Source organism: Rhizobium sp. BT04 (assembly GCF_030053135.1).
Classification (GTDB): Bacteria; Pseudomonadota; Alphaproteobacteria; order Rhizobiales; family Rhizobiaceae; genus Rhizobium; species Rhizobium binxianense.
This window is the reverse complement of record NZ_CP125652.1, coordinates 3,273,145-3,290,656: the sequence shown is the minus strand read 5'-3', so window position 1 is coordinate 3,290,656 and position 17,512 is coordinate 3,273,145. Positions and strand designations below refer to the sequence as shown.

General features: G+C 62.0%; 19 protein-coding genes and 1 tRNA gene. 13 read left to right on the top strand and 7 right to left on the bottom strand.

Annotation, left to right across the window (positions count from 1 at the left end; genetic code table 11):
- Nucleotides 1-85: 85 nt before the first annotated feature.
- A complete protein-coding gene (locus QMO82_RS24220; RefSeq protein ID WP_210305629.1) occupies nt 86-1,519 on the bottom strand; it encodes an MFS transporter in 1,434 nt (477 codons plus the stop codon).
- A 112-nt stretch (nt 1,520-1,631) separates the two neighbouring features.
- Between QMO82_RS24220 and QMO82_RS24215 the strand changes: the two genes are divergently transcribed.
- Nucleotides 1,632-2,084 (top strand): helix-turn-helix domain-containing protein, encoded by a 453-nt coding sequence (locus QMO82_RS24215; protein WP_183605318.1) that lies wholly within the window; start codon nt 1,632-1,634, stop codon nt 2,082-2,084.
- Between the two features lie 37 nt (nt 2,085-2,121).
- Here the strand turns inward: QMO82_RS24215 and QMO82_RS24210 are convergent, their stop codons facing one another.
- Both QMO82_RS24210 and QMO82_RS24205 read right to left on the bottom strand, forming a co-directional pair.
- Complete coding sequence (locus QMO82_RS24210; protein WP_183605317.1) at nt 2,122-2,670, bottom strand: sugar O-acetyltransferase; 549 nt, start codon at nt 2,668-2,670, stop codon at nt 2,122-2,124.
- An 11-nt stretch (nt 2,671-2,681) separates the two neighbouring features.
- Nucleotides 2,682-3,419: a type 1 glutamine amidotransferase gene (locus QMO82_RS24205; RefSeq protein ID WP_183605316.1), complete on the bottom strand. Its 738-nt coding sequence runs from the start codon at nt 3,417-3,419 to the stop codon at nt 2,682-2,684.
- A gap of 127 nt (nt 3,420-3,546) precedes the next feature.
- On the opposite strand from QMO82_RS24205, the gene QMO82_RS24200 reads away from it, so the two are divergent.
- On the top strand, nt 3,547-3,840 hold the full coding sequence (locus tag QMO82_RS24200) for a SelT/SelW/SelH family protein (protein WP_071084390.1): 294 nt from the start codon (nt 3,547-3,549) through the stop codon (nt 3,838-3,840).
- 11 nt (nt 3,841-3,851) lie between these two features.
- Here the strand turns inward: QMO82_RS24200 and QMO82_RS24195 are convergent, their stop codons facing one another.
- On the bottom strand, nt 3,852-4,265 hold the full coding sequence (locus QMO82_RS24195) for a BA14K family protein (protein WP_183605315.1): 414 nt from the start codon (nt 4,263-4,265) through the stop codon (nt 3,852-3,854).
- A 168-nt stretch (nt 4,266-4,433) separates the two neighbouring features.
- Between QMO82_RS24195 and QMO82_RS24190 the strand changes: the two genes are divergently transcribed.
- Nucleotides 4,434-4,520, top strand: a tRNA-Leu gene (locus QMO82_RS24190).
- A 191-nt stretch (nt 4,521-4,711) separates the two neighbouring features.
- Here the strand turns inward: QMO82_RS24190 and QMO82_RS24185 are convergent.
- Nucleotides 4,712-5,008 (bottom strand): DUF982 domain-containing protein, encoded by a 297-nt coding sequence (locus QMO82_RS24185; protein ID WP_183605314.1) that lies wholly within the window; start codon nt 5,006-5,008, stop codon nt 4,712-4,714.
- Nucleotides 5,009-5,380: 372 nt separating this feature from the next.
- Here QMO82_RS24185 and rfbF point away from each other — a divergent pair, with 372 nt between their 5' ends.
- The 8 genes from rfbF to QMO82_RS24145 all read left to right on the top strand — a co-directional run bounded on the left by rfbF (nt 5,381) and on the right by QMO82_RS24145 (nt 12,930).
- Nucleotides 5,381-6,154 (top strand): glucose-1-phosphate cytidylyltransferase, encoded by a 774-nt coding sequence (gene rfbF / locus QMO82_RS24180; protein ID WP_183605313.1) that lies wholly within the window; start codon nt 5,381-5,383, stop codon nt 6,152-6,154.
- Complete coding sequence (gene rfbG, locus QMO82_RS24175; protein ID WP_183610827.1) at nt 6,145-7,209, top strand: CDP-glucose 4,6-dehydratase; 1,065 nt, start codon at nt 6,145-6,147, stop codon at nt 7,207-7,209. The genes rfbF and rfbG overlap by 10 nt, the downstream gene beginning before the upstream one ends.
- A complete protein-coding gene (locus QMO82_RS24170; RefSeq protein WP_183605312.1) occupies nt 7,206-8,441 on the top strand; it encodes a class I SAM-dependent methyltransferase in 1,236 nt (411 codons plus the stop codon). The genes rfbG and QMO82_RS24170 overlap by 4 nt, the downstream gene beginning before the upstream one ends.
- Nucleotides 8,438-8,980 carry a dTDP-4-dehydrorhamnose 3,5-epimerase gene (gene rfbC / locus QMO82_RS24165; protein WP_183605311.1) on the top strand — a complete coding sequence of 181 codons (543 nt, stop codon included), beginning with the start codon at nt 8,438-8,440 and terminating at the stop codon, nt 8,978-8,980. Before QMO82_RS24170 ends, rfbC begins: the two co-directional genes overlap by 4 nt.
- Nucleotides 8,977-10,215, top strand: a complete 1,239-nt coding sequence (locus QMO82_RS24160) for a glycosyltransferase family A protein (protein WP_183605310.1) — start codon at nt 8,977-8,979, stop codon at nt 10,213-10,215. Before rfbC ends, QMO82_RS24160 begins: the two co-directional genes overlap by 4 nt.
- Before the next feature lie 76 nt (nt 10,216-10,291).
- The gene (locus QMO82_RS24155) at nt 10,292-11,440 is read left to right on the top strand and encodes a DegT/DnrJ/EryC1/StrS family aminotransferase (RefSeq protein ID WP_183605309.1); all 1,149 of its coding nucleotides are present in this window, start codon (nt 10,292-10,294) and stop codon (nt 11,438-11,440) included.
- Between the two features lie 32 nt (nt 11,441-11,472).
- Complete coding sequence (locus QMO82_RS24150; protein ID WP_183605308.1) at nt 11,473-12,231, top strand: cephalosporin hydroxylase family protein; 759 nt, start codon at nt 11,473-11,475, stop codon at nt 12,229-12,231.
- Between the two features lie 24 nt (nt 12,232-12,255).
- The gene (locus tag QMO82_RS24145) at nt 12,256-12,930 is read left to right on the top strand and encodes a GNAT family N-acetyltransferase (RefSeq protein ID WP_183605307.1); all 675 of its coding nucleotides are present in this window, start codon (nt 12,256-12,258) and stop codon (nt 12,928-12,930) included.
- 6 nt (nt 12,931-12,936) lie between these two features.
- Here QMO82_RS24145 and QMO82_RS24140 read toward each other — a convergent pair whose 3' ends face one another.
- Nucleotides 12,937-13,269 carry a hypothetical protein gene (locus QMO82_RS24140; protein WP_183605306.1) on the bottom strand — a complete coding sequence of 111 codons (333 nt, stop codon included), beginning with the start codon at nt 13,267-13,269 and terminating at the stop codon, nt 12,937-12,939.
- Nucleotides 13,270-13,330: 61 nt separating this feature from the next.
- Nucleotides 13,331-14,953 (bottom strand): GumC family protein, encoded by a 1,623-nt coding sequence (locus QMO82_RS24135; protein ID WP_183605305.1) that lies wholly within the window; start codon nt 14,951-14,953, stop codon nt 13,331-13,333.
- A gap of 137 nt (nt 14,954-15,090) precedes the next feature.
- Here QMO82_RS24135 and QMO82_RS24130 point away from each other — a divergent pair, with 137 nt between their 5' ends.
- Both QMO82_RS24130 and QMO82_RS24125 read left to right on the top strand, forming a co-directional pair.
- The gene (locus QMO82_RS24130; protein ID WP_183605304.1) at nt 15,091-16,140 is read left to right on the top strand and encodes a glycoside hydrolase family 5 protein; all 1,050 of its coding nucleotides are present in this window, start codon (nt 15,091-15,093) and stop codon (nt 16,138-16,140) included.
- 2 nt (nt 16,141-16,142) lie between these two features.
- Complete coding sequence (locus QMO82_RS24125) at nt 16,143-17,423, top strand: hypothetical protein (RefSeq protein WP_183605303.1); 1,281 nt, start codon at nt 16,143-16,145, stop codon at nt 17,421-17,423.
- Nucleotides 17,424-17,512: the final 89 nt, after the last annotated feature.

Genomic DNA, 17,512 nt, shown 5'->3' with positions numbered 1-17,512 from the left:
CCCTCCCTGTTTCGCCTTCTCATCTAGCGGAGCTTTCGCCGCTGTCGAGATGGCAAGGCCACGAGTGAGGCCTTGCCAAGCGCCGTCAGGCGACGGCCTCGCGGCGAGAGCCGTCGCGGCCACGCAAGCCGGTCGCCATCACCAGCGCGCCAAGCGCGGCGGCGGCGAGCGGTACCAGAAGGGCCACGCGCAGGGATTCCAGCCGGGCTTCGGGAGAGACTTCTTCACCCAGCATATAGGCGCCTATGGCGCTGACGCCGGAAAGGCCGAGTGCGGCTCCGAACTGGATTGCCGTATTGACCAAACCGGCGGCAAGCCCGTGCTCGTCCTCGGCGATACCCTCGGTCGCGACAATGGTCAGCGGGCCGTAGCCGAGCGCGAAGGCAAGGCCGAGCAGCAGCATCGACGGGAACATGGCGGCATAGGTCCAGTCGAAGCCCATGCGCAAGAACAGCCCATAGCAGGCGAGCGCCAACAGGAAACCGGCGAGGATGACGCGGACATTGCCGAAGCGGTCGACGAGCCGCGGCGTCAGGATCGGCGCGACCACCGCATCGATGCCGATCGCCATCAGCGCCAAGCTCGTCTGCATCGGCGTCCAGCCGAGCAGCTCCTGCAGATAAAGCGAGGCGATGAACTGGAAGCCGAAAAACGAGCCGGCAAACAGCAGCGCGCCGAGATTGGCGCGAATCAGCGCGGCCGAGCGCAGGATGCCGAGCCGCACCAACGGAGTGGACGAGCCGCGCTCGATCAGGATGAAGGCAAGCCAGAGCAGCGCGCTCACTGCAAAGGCGGCGATCGTCCATCCCGTGCCCTCGCCCGGATGCTCGAGCCGGATGACGCCATAGGCCGCCAGCAGCATGGCGCCGGTCAGCGCGATCGCGCCTGATATATCGAATTTTCCGCGGTCGGCACCCGCATCTCTATCCGTGATGAGCCGCGGGCCGACGGCAAGCAGGATCGCCGCCAACACCACCGGCGCGAAAAACACCCAGCGCCAGTCGATCGCAGCAAGCAGGCCGCCGGCGACGAGGCCGAGCGAGAAGCCGGCCGAGGCCGTCGAGGCGTAGATCATCACCGCCCGGTTACGCTGCGGTCCTTCGGGGAAATTGGCGGTGATGAGCGCCAGGCCGGCCGGCGTCATGAAGGCGGAGGCGGCGCCGGTGACGAAGCGGGCGAGAAGCAGCATCCAGCCCTCGCTCGCGAAACCGCCGAGGCCGGAGAAGGCGAGGAAGATTGCCAGCGCCGTCAGGAAGACTCGCTTCTTGCCGAACATATCGGCGGCCCGGCCGCCCAGCAGCATGAAGCCGGCATAACCCAGCACATAAGCGCTGACGACGGCGCTGAGAGTCGTTGTCGACAAGCCGAGATCGGCGCGGATCGCCGGCAGCGCGATATTGAGCATGGCGACATCGATGCCTTCGAGGAAGATCGCGCCGCAGAGCACGATCAGGGCCCCGGCTGCGCGGGCGCTCATGCGGCCCTCACTTGTCTTGGTCTGGGAAGATGGGTTGGACATGAAATCCGTTCCTTCGGTTGACGCGCTGAAACAACGGGCGAGGCATGAAGTTACTTTTCATGCCTCAGTTCCCTCTTGTAACCGAAGCTTAGGTAAGACATGATCCGGCACCATGGAAGAAGGCACTTCAAACTCACCGAGTGACATTTGCCGCACCGGCAAGGACGATGACGTCCTGCCAGGCAAGGACTATGACGTCCTGCAATGGGATGCGCGTGAGGAATGCGAGGTTCGGCAGATCCTCGACCGCATCGCCGACAAGTGGTCGCTGCTCGTCATTGCGCTGCTCGAAAAACGCACGCTTCGCTTCACCGAATTGAAGAGGAATATCGACGGCATCAGCCAGCGCATGCTGACGACGACACTCAGGCACCTGGAGCGCGACGGCATCATCGAGCGCACCGTCTATCCCGTCGTGCCGCCGAAGGTCGATTATGCCCTGACGCCGCTTGGATGCACCCTGCACGAGACGATCCGTTCGCTGGTGCTGTGGACCGAGCAGAACCAGGCGGATATCATCGCCGCGCGGCAGCGCTACGATGCGCGGGCCGGCGATGGTTTGTAGCCGGCAAACGATGTCCGTTCCGGCCCAATACTGGGTGTTATCTGATGCGGGCCGGATTGCCGACCACGGTTGCGCCGGCCGGCACGTCCTTCGTCACCACCGCGCCGGCGCCGACGATTGCGCCCTGCCCGATCGTGACACCGCCGAGGATGACTGCGCTGCCGCCGACCCAGACGTCGTTGCCGATAACGACCGGCCGGGCGATCTCGATGCCCTGGCTGCGAAGGGCTGCCTCCTTGTGATGCTCGGCGCAATAGATCTGCACGCCGGGGCCGAACATGCTGCGGTCGCCGATGATCACCCGGCCGGAATCGAGGATGGTGCAACCGGCATTGAAATAGACGCGGTCGCCGAGAACGATATTGATGCCGTAGGAGCAATGAAACGGCGCCTCGATAAAGACATTCGGCGCCGCCTGGGCAAAGAGCGCCCTCAGGGCCGGCGCCACCGCGCCGCGCTCGTCCGGCGGCAGCGTGTTGTGCGCATGGACGGCCCGACGCGCCTGCCGGCGCAAGAGGTCGAGCTCGTCATCGAGGCAGCAATACCATTCGCCCGCGGCCATCTTCTCGCGTTCGCTTGCCGGCATCGCGTCGCCTATCACGCAGAGGCCTGCGACAGCATCACGATCTCTTGCCGTTCGATCAGGCTGACCCATGCACGCGCGATGGCAAGACCGGCGGCATCGGCAGCATCGCCATGCCTTGCCGCCAGTTCGGCATGGTTTTCCAGCCAGCCCGGGGCGATGCGCGCGATCGTCTCGGGGAAATCGGCCTTCCACTCCTCGACAACACTTGTGTCGGCCTCGAAATGGAACTGGGTGCCGTAGACGGCGCGGCCGATACGGAAGGCCTGGTTCTCGGCGACAGGGCTCGTGGCGAGACGGACGGCGCTCTCCGGCAGGGTAAAGGTATCGGCATGCCATTCGAAGATGGTGAATTCGCCGCCGAGCGCCGACAGCAGCGGGTCCATCCTGCCTTCGGCGGTAACGCCGATCCTGTGCCAGCCGAACTCGCGGGCGGCGCCCAGCAGATTGTCGGCGCCATAGGCACGGGCGAGGATCTGGCTGCCGAGGCAGATGCCGAGCACGGCCTTGCCGGCATCGCCGAAGCGGCGCGCAAGCCGCGCGAGCTCCGGCAGGTACGGATGCGCCTCGTCATCCAGCGCGCTCTGCTCGCCGCCGAGGACGACGAGCGCGTCATGGTCCGACATATTCTGCGGCAGGATGCCGTCCTGCCACACGCGAAACCACTCGATCTCAGCTCCCGCCTCGTCGAGCGCTCTGGCAAGCGCGCCGAGACCGGTATTGCGCATATTTTCAACGACGGCGACTCGCATAGGCTTTTCCCGACTGATGACGACAAGAGGAGACCATGCCGGACCGCGGCGCGCAAGACGCTTGTGCGGGACCGATTGCGCGGGCCTGCACCAGGGCTTACATCAACCCGAACGAAAGGAAATCGCCATGACAGAAAAAGCCCGCGTCTCGATCCTCTACTGCACCCAGTGCAACTGGCTGCTACGCGCCGCCTGGATGGCGCAGGAGCTGCTGCACACCTTTTCCGACAGTCTCGGCGAAGTGGCGCTGATCCCCGGCACCGGCGGCAATTTCGAAATCCGCGTCAACGGCGATCTCATCTGGGAACGCAAGCGCGACGGCGGCTTTCCCGGGCCGAAGGAGCTGAAGCAAAGGGTTCGCGATATCGTCGAGCCCGGCCGCGATCTCGGCCATGTCGACCGCGCCTCGCTGGAAAGCTGACCGCAGCAGTCTCAGCGATAGGGCGAGCGGCAGACCCTGTAGACGCCTTCATAGGTGAGGAAGTGATCCGTCCTCGGATTGTAGGAGCGGTATTCGTTGGTGCACCAGGCGATATGTTTGTTCGGATCCTGCGGCTGCACGCGGCGCACTGGCGGCGGATCATAGGTCAGCTGCGGCCGCCCGGCGGCGCCCGGCAGGTAATAGGTCGGCCCCGCGCCCCGCGGCCGATAATTCGGCTGGACATAGGCGGGGCGATGCCATTGCTGCGGCCCGAAACCGAAGCAACCGCGAAAATCGCAAAGCGTCGATCCGGTGTTGAGCGGCCCGACCCCCGGCTTGCCCAGCTTCAGCGAATCGGCAGCCGCCATGGCGGGCGCGAGACCGGCTAAAAGACCGGCGAGCAGAAGGGCGCGGGAAAAGGGCATGATGCATTCCTTTCGATATTTCCTTTATATAGGGCGTGCCGATCGGAGCGCTATGCCCGGCCTCCGGCCGCTCCCCGCAGGCGGCCGGCTGCTTTTTCGTCAACTGTCAGAAAAACTTCAAAAACCCAGTTGACAGTCAGAAGCCGCCCCCTTACATCGCTCTCCGTCGCCCAGATGGCGGAATTGGTAGACGCGCCAGCTTCAGGTGCTGGTACCCGAAAGGGTGTGGAGGTTCGAGTCCTCTTCTGGGCACCATTCCCGTTTCAGTCCGTCGTAGACGGTCCGGAAACAACCCAAAGAAGCCCGGTTTACCGGGTTTTTTTATTGTCTGATGTTTTACTGACGTCCCATTCCATCCAGACACTTTGTTGACAGCATCGAAGCGACCCGTCGATGCCGGCATTAAGATGCCAATAGCGCCTCAAGCGAACGGGCTCGCCGCCGTTTCACGCGGCCATATGGGGGGTCGCCGCCCTGCTGTCGGGAATCACGGTTAGAACCCCCAGACCGGCTTCTCTGGCGGCGCTGAGGAGCAATTCCCGCAGTTCGTCCATTCCGATCTGGCCGATGATGGCATCGGCGCAAGCCTTGACCGCGACGACATATTCTTCTCCGTCTTCAAACGGCCAGTCCACCATCAGCACTTCGGCGGCGTCGCGGAGCGTCCTGACGATCCTGCGCTTGTGCCGGCCGCCGAGAAAGAGAACAAGAGGCGCAAAATCCGCCGATGTGTTCCATTGCATGGCACTTTCTCCCCAAAGGTTGGAATATTAGTAACAATGCAAGAAGCATGCCGTCAACCGGCGGGGCGCTTTCTGGAAGTTTCGATCCATCCTCCCGAGCACCCACGGAGAGTCTCGCGAAGCCGCCTTTCACAACGCCCATGCGAGCTTCCCGCGCTGGTAGCGCTTGACGGTGTTCCAATGCCGATCACGGCGTTGCCGTCGGCACCGCATCCATGAAATCCGCAGGCCGGTCCCAGCGCTGCAAGCCTCGCACAAGAACGAAATCGGATACCGGGACAAGGATGAAATACTGTCGTTCCGTCTGCAAGGAGCCCGGGCGGCTCAAAGAGGGACGGAAAGCTTGACTAGACACTCTGGAGTTCGCTTGGGATGAAAGTCGTAATTCTCGCCGGTGGCCTTGGCTCTCGTCTTGCCGAGGAAACCAGTATTCGCCCCAAGCCTCTGGTCGAAATCGGCGGCATGCCGATCCTCTGGCACATCATGAACATCTATGCCCATCACGGGCTCGATGATTTCATCATCTGCGCCGGCTACAAGGGCTATATGATCAAGGAATATTTCGTAAACCTTGTTCTGCACCACAGCGACATCACCGTCGATCTCGGCGCCAACAGTATCAATTATCACGGCGGCAAACGACCGAACTGGCGCGTGACCGTGGTCGATACCGGCATGCATTCGATGACTGGCGGCCGTCTGGGGCGCATTCGCGACCATCTGACACCAGGCGAACCCTTCTGCATGACTTATGGCGACGGCGTCGGCGACATCGACATCGCCGCCGAAGTCGCCTTCCATCGCGATCACGGCCTGAAGGCGACGATGTGCGCGGTAACCCCGCCCGGACGTTACGGCGCCACGAATATCGAAGGCCAATTCATCACCTCCTTCGTGGAGAAGCCGAGAGGCGACGGCCAACGCATCAACGGCGGCTTCTTCGTGCTCGACCCTTCCGTGGTCGACCTCATCCCAAGCGACGACACGATTTGGGAAGCCGGCCCGCTGGAGTGGCTTGCCGCCAACAACCAGCTTGCCGCCTTCAAGCATGACGGCTTCTGGCAGCCGATGGATACATTGCGCGAGCGCACCCATCTGGAAGAACTCTGGAATTCCGGAAAGGCGCCGTGGAAGCTATGGGCCTGACGGACTTCTGGAAAGGGCGGCGGGTTTTCCTCACCGGACACACGGGCTTCAAGGGTTCCTGGCTTTCCCTGTGGCTGGAGCGGCTCGGCGCAGAGGTCACCGCCGTGTCGCGGGCGCCGGAGACCGAACCGTCGCTCTACCGCAAACTCGCTCCCTGGGACGATCGCGGTCATCATATCGTCGATATCCGCGACGCTGAGGCGCTTCTTGCTCTCTCCAGGCGTGTCGAGCCGGAAATCGTCATCCATATGGCCGCGCAGGCGCTGGTACGGCGCTCCTACGAGAACCCAGCCGAGACCTTCTCGACCAACGTCATGGGAACGGCAAATGTTCTCGACGCCATCAGGCAGACGCCCACTGTCAAGACCGTGCTCGTCATCACCTCGGACAAGGTCTATGCCAATAACGGCAGCGGCATCCCGTTCGTCGAGACCGATACACTCGGCGGCAAGGACCCCTACAGCAATTCCAAGGCCTGCACCGAGCTCGTCTGCCAGAGCTACCGCGACAGTTTCTTCAAAGAGCGCGATCTCAGGCTCGCCACGGTGCGCGCCGGCAACGTCATCGGCGGCGGCGACTGGTCCAGAGACCGGCTGATCCCCGATTTCATCCGCGCCTTCGAAGGCGGCCAGCCGATCCTGCTGCGTTATCCCGAAGCGATCCGTCCCTGGCAGCATGTGCTGGAACCGCTCGGCGGTTATCTCAGCTTCGCGCAAGCGCTGACCGAGGTGCGTGGCCACGATCTGCCGGATGCGCTGAATTTCGGTCCGCATCCCGAAAGCTTCGCCACCGTTTCCGAACTTGCAGAGGCGCTCGGACGCGCACACCGCGTCGAAGGCGCGTGGCGGCTGGCGCCCGGCGAACATCTGCCGGAAGCGCCGGCGCTGACGCTGAGTTCGGCGCTGGCGCTCGACACCATCGGCTGGCGCCCGCGCCTCAGCCTGCAACAGACTATCGACTGGACCGTCGCCTGGTACAAAGCCAACCGCGAGGGCGAAGACATGCGCGCCTTCTCGCTCGGCCAGATCGCGGCATATGAGGAAGCAGTATCATGACAGCGCACAATTGCCGGTTTTGCGACGCCCCGTTGAAGCATCGCTTTGTCGACCTCGGCTCGACGCCGCTCGCCAATGCCTATCTGACGGAAGAGCAGCTCAAGCAGCCGGAGCCATCCTATCCGCTGCGCGCCTTCGTCTGTTCGCAGTGCTGGCTGGTGCAGGCCGACGCTTTCGTTCCGCCTGAGGACATCTTCAGCCACTATGCCTATTTCTCCTCCTACAGCGACAGCTGGGTGGAGCATGCCCGCCAGTTCACCATCATGGCCCGCGAGCGTTTCGGCCTCGGTCCGACATCGCAGGTCATCGAGGTGGCCAGCAATGACGGCTATCTGCTCAAACACTTCGTCGAGGCCGGGGTGCCGGTGCTCGGCATCGAACCGGCCGAAAACGTCGCCGAGGTCGCGCGCGGCATCGGCGTGCCGACAGAGGCGCGTTTCTTCGGCAAGGCGACGGCTGAGGATCTCGTTTCGCGCGGCCACGCAGCAGACATCGTCATCGGCAACAACGTGCTTGCCCACGTGCCCAATATCAACGACTTCGTCGGCGGGCTTTCGGCCGTGCTGAAGCCTGACGGCATCGTCAGCGTCGAATTCCCGCACCTGCTGCGGCTGATGGAAAACATCCAGTTCGATACTGTCTACCACGAGCATTTCTACTATCTATCGCTGCTGGCCGTCGAGAAGGCCTTCGCCGCGCACGGCCTCACGGTATTCGATGTGGAGGAATTGCCGACGCATGGCGGCAGCCTGCGCGTTCTCGCCCGCCGCACGACATCGGCCACTCATCCGAGCGGCCCCAGTGTCGCCAAAGTGCGCGCTGACGAAGCGTCCGCCGGCTTTGACAAGATCGAAACCTATGAGGCCTTCCAAAGCCGCGTAGCTCCAATAAAAGATGGGTTACTGGCGTTCCTCAAGGAAGCCAAGCGCAACGGCAAGACGGTTGCGGCCTATGGTGCCGCCGCCAAGGGCAATACGCTCCTGAATTTCTGCGGCGTCGGCACCGACCTCATCGATTATGTGGTCGACCGTAACCCGCACAAGCAGGGACATTACCTGCCGGGCAGCAAGCTGCCGATCTACGCGCCGGAAAAAATGGACGAGACGAAGCCGGACTACGTTCTCATCCTGCCGTGGAATATCAAGAACGAAGTCGTAGCGGCCAACAGCAAGGTCGGCGCCTGGGGCGGGCGCTTCGTCGTCGCGGTGCCGGAACTGACGGTACTCGGATGAGATTCTTTCCGACCGCGGTTTCGGGTGCTTTTGTTGTGGAAGTCGACGCGCGCTACGACGAACGCGGGCTTTTCGCACGGACTTTCGATGCCAAGAGCTTTGAGGACCACGGTCTCGTACCTGTCTACCCGCAGTGCAATGTCTCGCAGAACCATAGGCGCGGGACGTTGCGCGGCATGCATTACCAGGCCGATCCCCGACCGGAGGTCAAGCTGGTGCGCGCTACACGCGGCAGGGTTTTCGACGTGGCGCTCGATCTGAGACGAGATTCCCCAACCTATCTCCAATGGGCGTCGGTCGAGCTCGATGCTGCTCGTCACAACGCCTTTTACATCCCTGGCGGCTGCGCACACGGCTTCATGACACTCGAGGACGACTGCGAGCTCTTTTACCAGATGTCGGAAGTCTATGTGCCGGAGCTTGCCCACGGCGTCCGCTGGGACGATCCCGCCTTTTCCATCGCCTGGCCATTCAGGCCCAGCGTCATCAACGAGCGCGACGTTGCGCTTGAAAGCTACAGCCAGGAGACAAGCCTTTGAGCGGCATCAAACTCAGCATCTGCATCCCGACCTATAATCGCGAAGCCTATCTCAGAAATGCGCTGACATATTGCCGAAACGACTATAAGTTCAGCTTCTCCTTCGAGATCGTCATCTGCGACAACGCCTCCACGGATGGCACCCAGCAGGTTGTCGAGGAGTTCATCGGTCACGGATTGCCGATCCGCTATTGTAAGCGCGAGGTCAATGCCGGTGCCAACGCCAATGTCACGAGCGCTCTCCGCCTCGGCAGAGGGGAATATCTCATCTATCTCGCCGACGACGACATCCTCATCGCGGATGCGGTGGCCGACACCGTCAGATATCTCGACGATAATCAGGAGGTGACTTGCGCCCATGCGCCCTGGTTCCTCTACGACGAAGTCGCCAAAAACGACATCACGAAATTCTACAATGTCGAGGAAGACCGAAAATTTGCGCTTGGCAGCTTCACCGAGGTCTTCCAGTATATTTTCGAACGCCACATCTTTCCGGAAATCGCGATCTACCGCGCATCGGCCCTGCGGTCGGCCTGGATTCCGCGAGACATCTGCTTCTATCCGTTCCCGTTCCTCGCGCATTTCCTCGATCAAGGCGCGATCGCGTTCCTACAGCGTCCGTTCTATCGCTCCATCGCCAATTCGGCGATCGTTCGCGACCGGCCACAGGAAGGCACCAACGACGTCATGACGAGCTGGGATCGGTATCGCGGCGGGCTTGAATATTTCCTTTATACCGGGGTCAAGCGCGGGGCAGTGAACCTGACGCCCGAGACACGTCTCAGGTATGAGGAGATGTGCAAGATCTTCACACTCAACCGCATGGCGGTCGCCTTCCGCTTCTGGGCTGCGCGCAAGAACTTCATCAAGGCCTACGAGCTCTATACCCGCGTCATGTGGGGCGGGATGCTCGATCACCCGGAAATCCGTCCCTTCCGAGAAGGGCTGCCCCTGATGGTCGCCATTCAGACGCTGGTCAGCGAGGTGAATTCGGCGATCGGGATCAACACGCTGCTTCTCGCCGGTTTCACGGAGATCGCAGCGCTCGAAAATCTGATGCGAGAGCTCGGGCTGAGCGAAAAGGTGAAGGTGACAAAGGAACTCAGCGACAGCCCGCTGGAAAGCACCGCCGTCTTCGTCAGCGTCGAACGCGATCGGGAATATTTCGTAGCACTCGGCTACCTGCCCAATCTCGTGTTCCACGAGCACGATCTCGCCCGGCACATCATCATGTGAGCCTCGCGCCAGTTTCAAAAACTAGCGTCGTGGCGGGCGCCTGCGTCTTGATTTCAATTCAACAGAAATTAGCGGCATGACAAACAGGATCTTCTACACCAAGCCTTCCATCACCCAGCTTGAAACCGATTATGCCACGGACGCGGCAGCAACCGGCTGGGGCGCACGCTGTTATGACTACATCAACCGCTTCGAACGCGACTTCAAGACTTACCTCGGCAGCGACTTCGCCATCGCGACATCGAGCTGCACCGGCGCCATGCACATGGGCCTAGCCGCGCTCGGCGTCGGCCAAGGCGACGAAGTGATCCTCGCTGACACCAACTGGATCGCCACCGTCTCGCCGATCGTCCACCTCGGCGCTAAGCCTGTTTTCGTCGATGTGCTGCCGGATTCCTGGTGCATCGATCCGGGCGAGGTCGAGCGGCACATTTCCCCGAAGACCAAGGCGATCATCGCGACCCACATCTACGGCAATCTTTGCGACATGGATGCGCTGCTCAAGATCGGCAAGCGCACCGGCATCCCGGTGATCGAGGACGCGGCCGAAGCGATCGGCTCCGTCTCGCATGGCCGCCGCGCCGGTTCGATGGGCGCCTTCGGCACCTTCTCCTTCCACGGCACCAAGACGCTGACGACGGGCGAAGGCGGCATGTTCGTCACCAGCGACGCCGCGCTTTACGAACGGGTGCTGACGCTCAGCAACCACGGCCGCGCACGCGGCCAGACCAAGCAGTTTTGGCCCGACGAAATCGGCTTCAAGTACAAGATGTCCAACATCCAGGCGGCCATTGGCTGCGCGCAGATCGAGCGCATCGAAGAGCTCGTCGCCCGCAAGCGGGAAATCCTCGCCGCCTACATGGTACGGCTTTCCGCCCTGCCCGGCATCTCGATGAACCCGGAATACAGCGGCACGATCAACGGCGCCTGGATGCCCACCGCGGTCTTGCATCCGTCGACGGGTATTACCCGCGAGATGATGCAGCAGGCCTTCGAGGCCGCCGATATCGACGCGCGCGTCTTTTTCTATCCCCTGTCCAGCCTCTCCATGTTCGAGGACCGGCCCGAGAACGTGAACGCCTGGAGCATTCCGGGGCGGGCGATCAACCTGCCAAGCTATCACGACATGAGCGAAGCCGATATCGACCGGGTGGCGGCGACGCTGCTCGATGTGGCGGCCGGGCGGATTTACCACAACAGCGCGGCATTGCAGCAGTCGGCCTAGGACCGCCATAGAGCGAAGGACAAAGAACAGTCATGACTACCAAGGACGACCGTCTCGAATTCGAGGCCCACAAGCGGGAAATGTCGCTTGCGCTCGGTAAAGACGAAGCAAGCTTCCAGCAATCGCTGAATACGCTGATCGGGCTCGACAAGTTCGACTATTTCTATCTCTGGTCGTGGATGGGCGTGCCGATCATCCAGCTTCCGGTCGATATCCTGGCGACCCAGGAAGTCATCTGGGCAACCAAGCCCGATGTCATCATCGAAACCGGCATTGCGCGCGGCGGCTCGCTGATCTTCATGGCGTCGATCCTCGCCGCTATGGGCAACGACAAGGCCAAGGTTGTCGGCGTCGACATCGACATCCGCGCCCATAATCGCGAGTCGATCGAAACCCATCCGATGTCGAACCGGATCAAGATGATCCAGGGCGGTTCCGTCGACGACGACGTGCTTGCCGCCGTGAAGGCGGAGATCCCGCCGGGCGCCCGCGTGATGGTGGTACTCGACAGCGACCATTCCTACGAGCATGTTCTGGCGGAATGCCGCGCCTACGGTCCGCTGGTGACGGAAGGCTGCTACCTGGTCGTCGCCGACACGCTCATCGGCCACCTGACGGAGGAACAGGCCTTCACAAAACGTTCCAAGGTCTGGCTGCGCGGCAACGAGCCGTTGAAGGCCGTCACCGATTATCTGGCAGAAACCGACCGCTTCGAAGTCGATCCGGTTCTGAACGGCAAGCTCGTGCTGTCTTCCTCGCCGGGCGGCTATTGCATCTGCCGCAAGGCGTGAGCGGACAATCAGGGATCGTCGTTCATGACGCAGGTCGATATCGTCAGCCTCAAGGACAATGCGGATCCGGCCAGACGGCTCCGACTTCCGATCAGGGACGACACCGGTAGGCACGTGGGCGACCTCCAATGCATCGACAGGTCGATGCTCGACGAGCCCGGCCTGATCGACGACCTGACGACGTGGCGCAGCCAGTCGATGCCGTTTTTCCTCACCCAGTTTAGCGCCGTCGAGGAGCGTACGCGGCGGTGGCTCGAAACCATCTCCCTGCCCGCCGCCGACCGCATCCTATTCGTCATTTGCGATCCCGATGGAAACCGGTTCGGCAATTTCGGCATCTGCAACATCCAGCCCGGCTCGGCCGATTTCGACAACGTCATCCGCGGCCGCGCGAGCGGTATCCGAAACCTGATGTTCCATTGCGGCAGGGCACTGCTGGAGTGGATGTTTTCCGGGCTCGGGGTCGAAACGGCTGAGCTGCATGTCTTCTCCCACAATGAAAAAGCGATCGGCCTTTACAAGCGGCTGGGCTTTGCGCCGGCCGAAAGCCTGCCACTGCGGCGCACGGAGGAAGAGGGCATGGTCAAATATTCGATCGTCGATCGGTCGGAAGCAAATGCCGGCTTCGACTATCTGAGAATGGAGCTTCCAATCGAACGTTTCCGGCAGGCGTATCCGGCGGCTTTGCTGACCGCCTGAAACACCTCACCGCACCGGCTGATAGTGGCCGCGCAGCGGAACCTTGTCGTCCATCGAGATGAAGCCGTCGCGTTCGCAGACATACATCAGCGTCGGCATGCCGCCGGAGCGGAAGATCTCGTCATAACGGCGGCGGATCTGGACGGTTTCGGTGCGGCAATTGTAGGATTCCTCTTCCTTCTTGTCCGGCTGCGCCTTGACGCCGGGCAGACCCTTATAGGGATAGAGGGGTTGAACGCCCGAATCGACGGATTTCGTCCAGTCGACGGCAAAGGCGGACGAGGGCGCTAGGCCGGACACGGCAACGAGCAATATCGAAAGCATCATCACAAGCCGCATGGCAACTCTCCTGCCGGCGTCGGTGGCCGCTCTGACGATGTAGGAAAGCTGAATATCGTCATCAAGCGGCGGCAGGAGGCGACGTCCTGAAATAACTTCTGATGACGGGGTGGCCGAAAAGGCCGGCGAGGATCGCAAAACCCGCGCCGACGACGAAACCGGCGAGGAGACCGCCGATGATGCCGGCCGCCAGCAGGATTTTCTTGCCCGGACCATCGGCCTTGACGGGCGGCTCGGCCGGCGAGATGACGCGAATGTTACTCTGGTTGAGGTTCTGCTCCTCGCTCGTCTGGCTGGAGCGCTTCAGAACCGTCTCGTAAATATCGCGCGCCGCCGTCGCCTTGCGCTGCAATTCGTTCAGTTCCACCTGTTTGTCCGAGGTGCTCGCCTGCAGCGCCTTCTGTACGGCCAGCTCCTTGGCGATGCTGTCCTCGGCTGACTTGGCCTGCTCGTATTCGCCCCTTGCCGAGGTGGCGAGACGCTGCAATTCGCCCCTGATTTCGCCCGATATGCTCTGCAGCGAGGAGCGGGCCGCCTGCAGGCGCGGGTGACGCGTGCCCATCTGGCTTTCGAGGCTGCCGACGGCGGCGGCCTGGGTGGCATATTGCTGACGTAGGCTGACGAGCGGCGAGGTGACGCCGCCTTCGGTCTGGTTGCCGGCGACGATGTCTTCGACGCGGAGATTGGCGACGGCATCGGCGCGGGCCTTGGCCTGGATGGTCTTTTCCTGCGCCGACACCAGCAGCGTGTTCAGCGAGACGAGCCGCTGATCGGAAATCAAATTGCCCTCGGTCGCGGCCATGTCGTTGTCGGCGCGGAAGGTTTCGACGGCCTGTTCGGCCTCCAGCACCTTCCGGCGCAGATCGTCGAGGCGTCCGTCGAGTGTCGAGGAGGTGTTTTCGTAGATGCCGTTCGAAGCGCTGTTCTCCTCCTCGGTGAAGGAGGTGACGACCTGGTTGGCAAGTCTTGCGGATTTTTCAGGATCATTCGTCGTCGCGGCAAGCGAGACGACATAGGTGCTAGCCTCGCGGGTGATGACAAGCGCCTTCTGCAAGGTACCGATCACGGCGGCGCCATCGGTGCGGCCGCCGGTGAATTCCGGATCCTGGTCAAGCTTCATGGCCTGGATGACGCGGCGCAGCACATTGCCCGAGGTCAGGATCTGCACCTGGCTGTCGATCAGCGTCGAGATCATTTCCGGCGAGGGTCCCGAAGATTGGCCACCCGCATCGGCAAGACCGATCTGGCGCGGATCGAAATAGAGGCTGCTGACGGCGGTGAATTTCTGTCCGATGAATGGCGCCACTGCCCCGCCGGCAACGGCGCCGAGAAGCGCCAGACCGAGGACGACCAGCCGTCGGCTCCAGATCGCAGCGACGCTGGAGCGGAGGTCGAGAAGCGGTGCGGCGGGCGCGGGCGCTGCGTTCGACGGCGCGTCCGCGACAGGCTGTTTCAGAGGTGGAGGCGCCGGACGCTCGGATTGCCGGGTTTGCGCAACCCTTGCCGGCGGCGGCACAGAAGCAGGAGGGGGGACAGGAGGGGCGGGTTCAGGCATCGGAGGGACGAAATCGTCCGGACGGACGACAGGACTGCGCATGCGCACGCCTTCCGGCGCAGTCTGAGACGGCTCAAAACTGCGCCAGCCGGGAAGCCGGCTTACCCTGTTCCTGTCATACTGGTTCATACGCGCACTCGTGTCCCGCCCAGCGTGAAAGACTGAAGCCGAGGTGCTGAGACTTTAGAAATTCTTAGCTAACGGACCGTTAAAATAATCCGCAGCGACGCCAATGTTGCGATTTGAGGCGATTGCGAGGGGTAGCGATGAGGGCGAGACGACATCTGACAGCGCTGCTGCTTGCCGCCGCTCTCTTCCCCTCGCCGGCTCTTGCGACTGAGGCGCCCTGTTACCGCGGCGTCAATCTTTCCGGCGGCGAATATGGCGAGCGCGACGGCACCTACGGCACCAACTATACCTATCCCAGCGAAGAGACGATCCGCTATTTCGCCGAAAAGGGCCTGACGATCATCCGCCTGCCGTTCCGCTGGGAGCGGCTGCAGCCGGCGCTCGGCGGGCGGCTCGACGAGGACGAACTCAAGCGGGTCAAGGATACCGTCGGCCTGATCCGCAAACACGGCATGGCCGTGCTGCTCGACCCGCATAATTTCGGCTATTACGACAAGGTGCAGGTCGGCACGGCGCCGGCGACGAATGCCGCCTTCGGTGATTTCTGGGCAAGGCTCGCGGTCGAATTCGCCAATCAGGACGGCGTTCTCTTCGGCCTGATGAACGAGCCCTACGACATCAAGGCGACGGACTGGCTCACCGCCGCCAATGCGGCGATCCGCAGCATCCGCGCCGTCGGCGCTCGCAATCTCATTCTGGTGCCGGGTACGTCGTGGAGCGGCGCTCACAGCTGGGAGAAGGACGTGATCGGCGGCGCCAACGGCACGGTCATGCTCGGCGTGCGCGATCCGCTCGATTTCTACGCCTATGAGGTCCACCAGTATCTCGACGTCGATTCCTCCGGAACCCACCCGACCTGCGAAGGCTCGACTGCTGCGGTCGAGGCGATCGCCGAGGTCACCGCCTGGCTGAAGCGCAACCACAAGCGCGGCTTTCTCGGCGAATTCGGTGCCTCCGCCGACAAGGACTGCATGAGCGGGTTGACCCAAATCTACGCCACCATGTCCGGGAATAGCGACGCCTGGCTCGGCTGGTCTTATTGGGCGGCGGGCGAATGGTGGCCGGCGGACGAGCCGTTCAACGTCCAGCCGCGAAAGGGCCCTGAGCGGCCGCAGATGCGGCTTCTGGTCGAGGCGGCAAAGGCCGATGCCGGCACGTGTTCCGCCGTCAAGCCGGTGGGGAAATGAGAATGGCGGTCGGCGACCACAAAGCTGCGACCTTTGCCGTCGCCGGCAATCGGCTCGATGCTGCCGGCGAGGCGTCGCGCGTCGATTACCCGGTGCTCTGGCTCGGTCTGCTTTCGGTGCTCTATAACGGCATTCTCGCCTTCATCAACCACAACATCATGCCGCTGTCGATGGCGCATGTCGCCGCCAGCGAAGGCCTAATCATGGCGAGCGCCATCCTCTATATCCTGCACAAGGGGATCTACGAGACCGACCTGCCGGCCTTCCTGTTCCTGCTGTTCACGCTCGTCGTGACCATCTATGTCAGCGTGCTGAACCGCATGCTGTTCATCGATCATTTCCGCAACATTCTGATCATCTTCTGCTTCACCGGCCTCGGCGGCTGGAGCAACGAGAAAACCATGAAGCTTGCCTTTCGCTGGGCAAGCCTTGTCGTCATGATCTTCCTGATCTTCGAGATCGTCAGCGTGCCGTTCTATGTCAGCATCGTCCATCCGTCCGATTATTTCGCCAATACGCGCGGGCTGCTGCCGCTGAGCTACAACACGACGGGCCTGTTCCAGAATGCGCTCGGCTTTCCCGAGCGCTTCTCCTTCGGCATCATCGACCATCGTTCCTCCTCGATCTTCCTCGAACAGGTGTCGCTTGCCAATTTCTGCGGCGTGATCGCGGTCTATCTGATCTCGATGTGGGAAAAGCTCGGCCGCTGGGACCGACTGCTAATGATCGGCACTGCCGTGCTGATCCTGGTGACCAACGACACGCGCACGATGCTGATCTTCTGTTTTGCCTGCATCGTCGGCTATTTCGTTTTTCCCAAAATCCCGAGGAATTTCAATCTGGCGCTGATGCCGCTGATCGTCGCTGCCGGTTTTCTCGTCTACACCTTGAAACCCAATGCGACCGGCGACAACTTCACCGGTCGCATCAACCTGACGATGAAGAAGATCATGGAACTCGATCCGCTCGCCATCCTCGGGCTTTCGGTCGACCGGGTCGCCGAATTCGCCGATAGCGGCTATGTCTACCTGATCTACGCGGCGACGATCTTCGGCGTCATCGCCCTATGGCTGTTCGTCTGCCTCTTTCCCGCGGGGCGCACGGCGGCGCAGCGGCGCTGCGCCCATTCACTTTCTCTTTTCATTTTTCTGAATATGATGATCGGGGGAACCGCCGTTTTCTCGATGAAGATCGCCGGTCTCCTTTGGTTCGTCGTCGGATATATGCGCTTCCACGACAGCCCGCGCATCCGGCAGGGTGCTCCGGCAGATGTAGAGAGTTGACCGCAGCGGCATGGTTGAGACCGACGCACGCGAGCCCTAGAACAGGATGATTTTAGGCCGGATCGGCCTAAAATCTGAATTCTGTTCTA

Excerpts from the sequence above, each read along its gene's own strand:
- QMO82_RS24195 (WP_183605315.1), bottom strand. The coding sequence starts at position 4,265 with ATGCCCTTTTCCCGCGCCCTTCTGCTCGCCGGTCTTTTAGCCGGTCTC.
- QMO82_RS24205 (WP_183605316.1), bottom strand. The coding sequence starts at position 3,419 with ATGCGAGTCGCCGTCGTTGAAAATATGCGCAATACCGGTCTCGGCGCG.
- rfbG (WP_183610827.1), top strand. The coding sequence starts at position 6,145 with ATGGGCCTGACGGACTTCTGGAAAGGGCGGCGGGTTTTCCTCACCGGA.
- QMO82_RS24215 (WP_183605318.1), top strand. The coding sequence starts at position 1,632 with ATGGAAGAAGGCACTTCAAACTCACCGAGTGACATTTGCCGCACCGGC.
- QMO82_RS24210 (WP_183605317.1), bottom strand. The coding sequence starts at position 2,670 with ATGCCGGCAAGCGAACGCGAGAAGATGGCCGCGGGCGAATGGTATTGC.
- QMO82_RS24150 (WP_183605308.1), top strand. The coding sequence starts at position 11,473 with ATGACTACCAAGGACGACCGTCTCGAATTCGAGGCCCACAAGCGGGAA.
- QMO82_RS24125 (WP_183605303.1), top strand. The coding sequence starts at position 16,143 with ATGGCGGTCGGCGACCACAAAGCTGCGACCTTTGCCGTCGCCGGCAAT.
- QMO82_RS24185 (WP_183605314.1), bottom strand. The coding sequence starts at position 5,008 with ATGCAATGGAACACATCGGCGGATTTTGCGCCTCTTGTTCTCTTTCTC.
- QMO82_RS24200 (WP_071084390.1), top strand. The coding sequence starts at position 3,547 with ATGACAGAAAAAGCCCGCGTCTCGATCCTCTACTGCACCCAGTGCAAC.
- QMO82_RS24130 (WP_183605304.1), top strand. The coding sequence starts at position 15,091 with ATGAGGGCGAGACGACATCTGACAGCGCTGCTGCTTGCCGCCGCTCTC.
- rfbC (WP_183605311.1), top strand. The coding sequence starts at position 8,438 with ATGAGATTCTTTCCGACCGCGGTTTCGGGTGCTTTTGTTGTGGAAGTC.
- QMO82_RS24170 (WP_183605312.1), top strand. The coding sequence starts at position 7,206 with ATGACAGCGCACAATTGCCGGTTTTGCGACGCCCCGTTGAAGCATCGC.
- rfbF (WP_183605313.1), top strand. The coding sequence starts at position 5,381 with ATGAAAGTCGTAATTCTCGCCGGTGGCCTTGGCTCTCGTCTTGCCGAG.
- QMO82_RS24145 (WP_183605307.1), top strand. The coding sequence starts at position 12,256 with ATGACGCAGGTCGATATCGTCAGCCTCAAGGACAATGCGGATCCGGCC.
- QMO82_RS24135 (WP_183605305.1), bottom strand. The coding sequence starts at position 14,953 with ATGAACCAGTATGACAGGAACAGGGTAAGCCGGCTTCCCGGCTGGCGC.
- QMO82_RS24140 (WP_183605306.1), bottom strand. The coding sequence starts at position 13,269 with ATGCGGCTTGTGATGATGCTTTCGATATTGCTCGTTGCCGTGTCCGGC.
- QMO82_RS24220 (WP_210305629.1), bottom strand. The coding sequence starts at position 1,519 with ATGTCCAACCCATCTTCCCAGACCAAGACAAGTGAGGGCCGCATGAGC.
- QMO82_RS24155 (WP_183605309.1), top strand. The coding sequence starts at position 10,292 with ATGACAAACAGGATCTTCTACACCAAGCCTTCCATCACCCAGCTTGAA.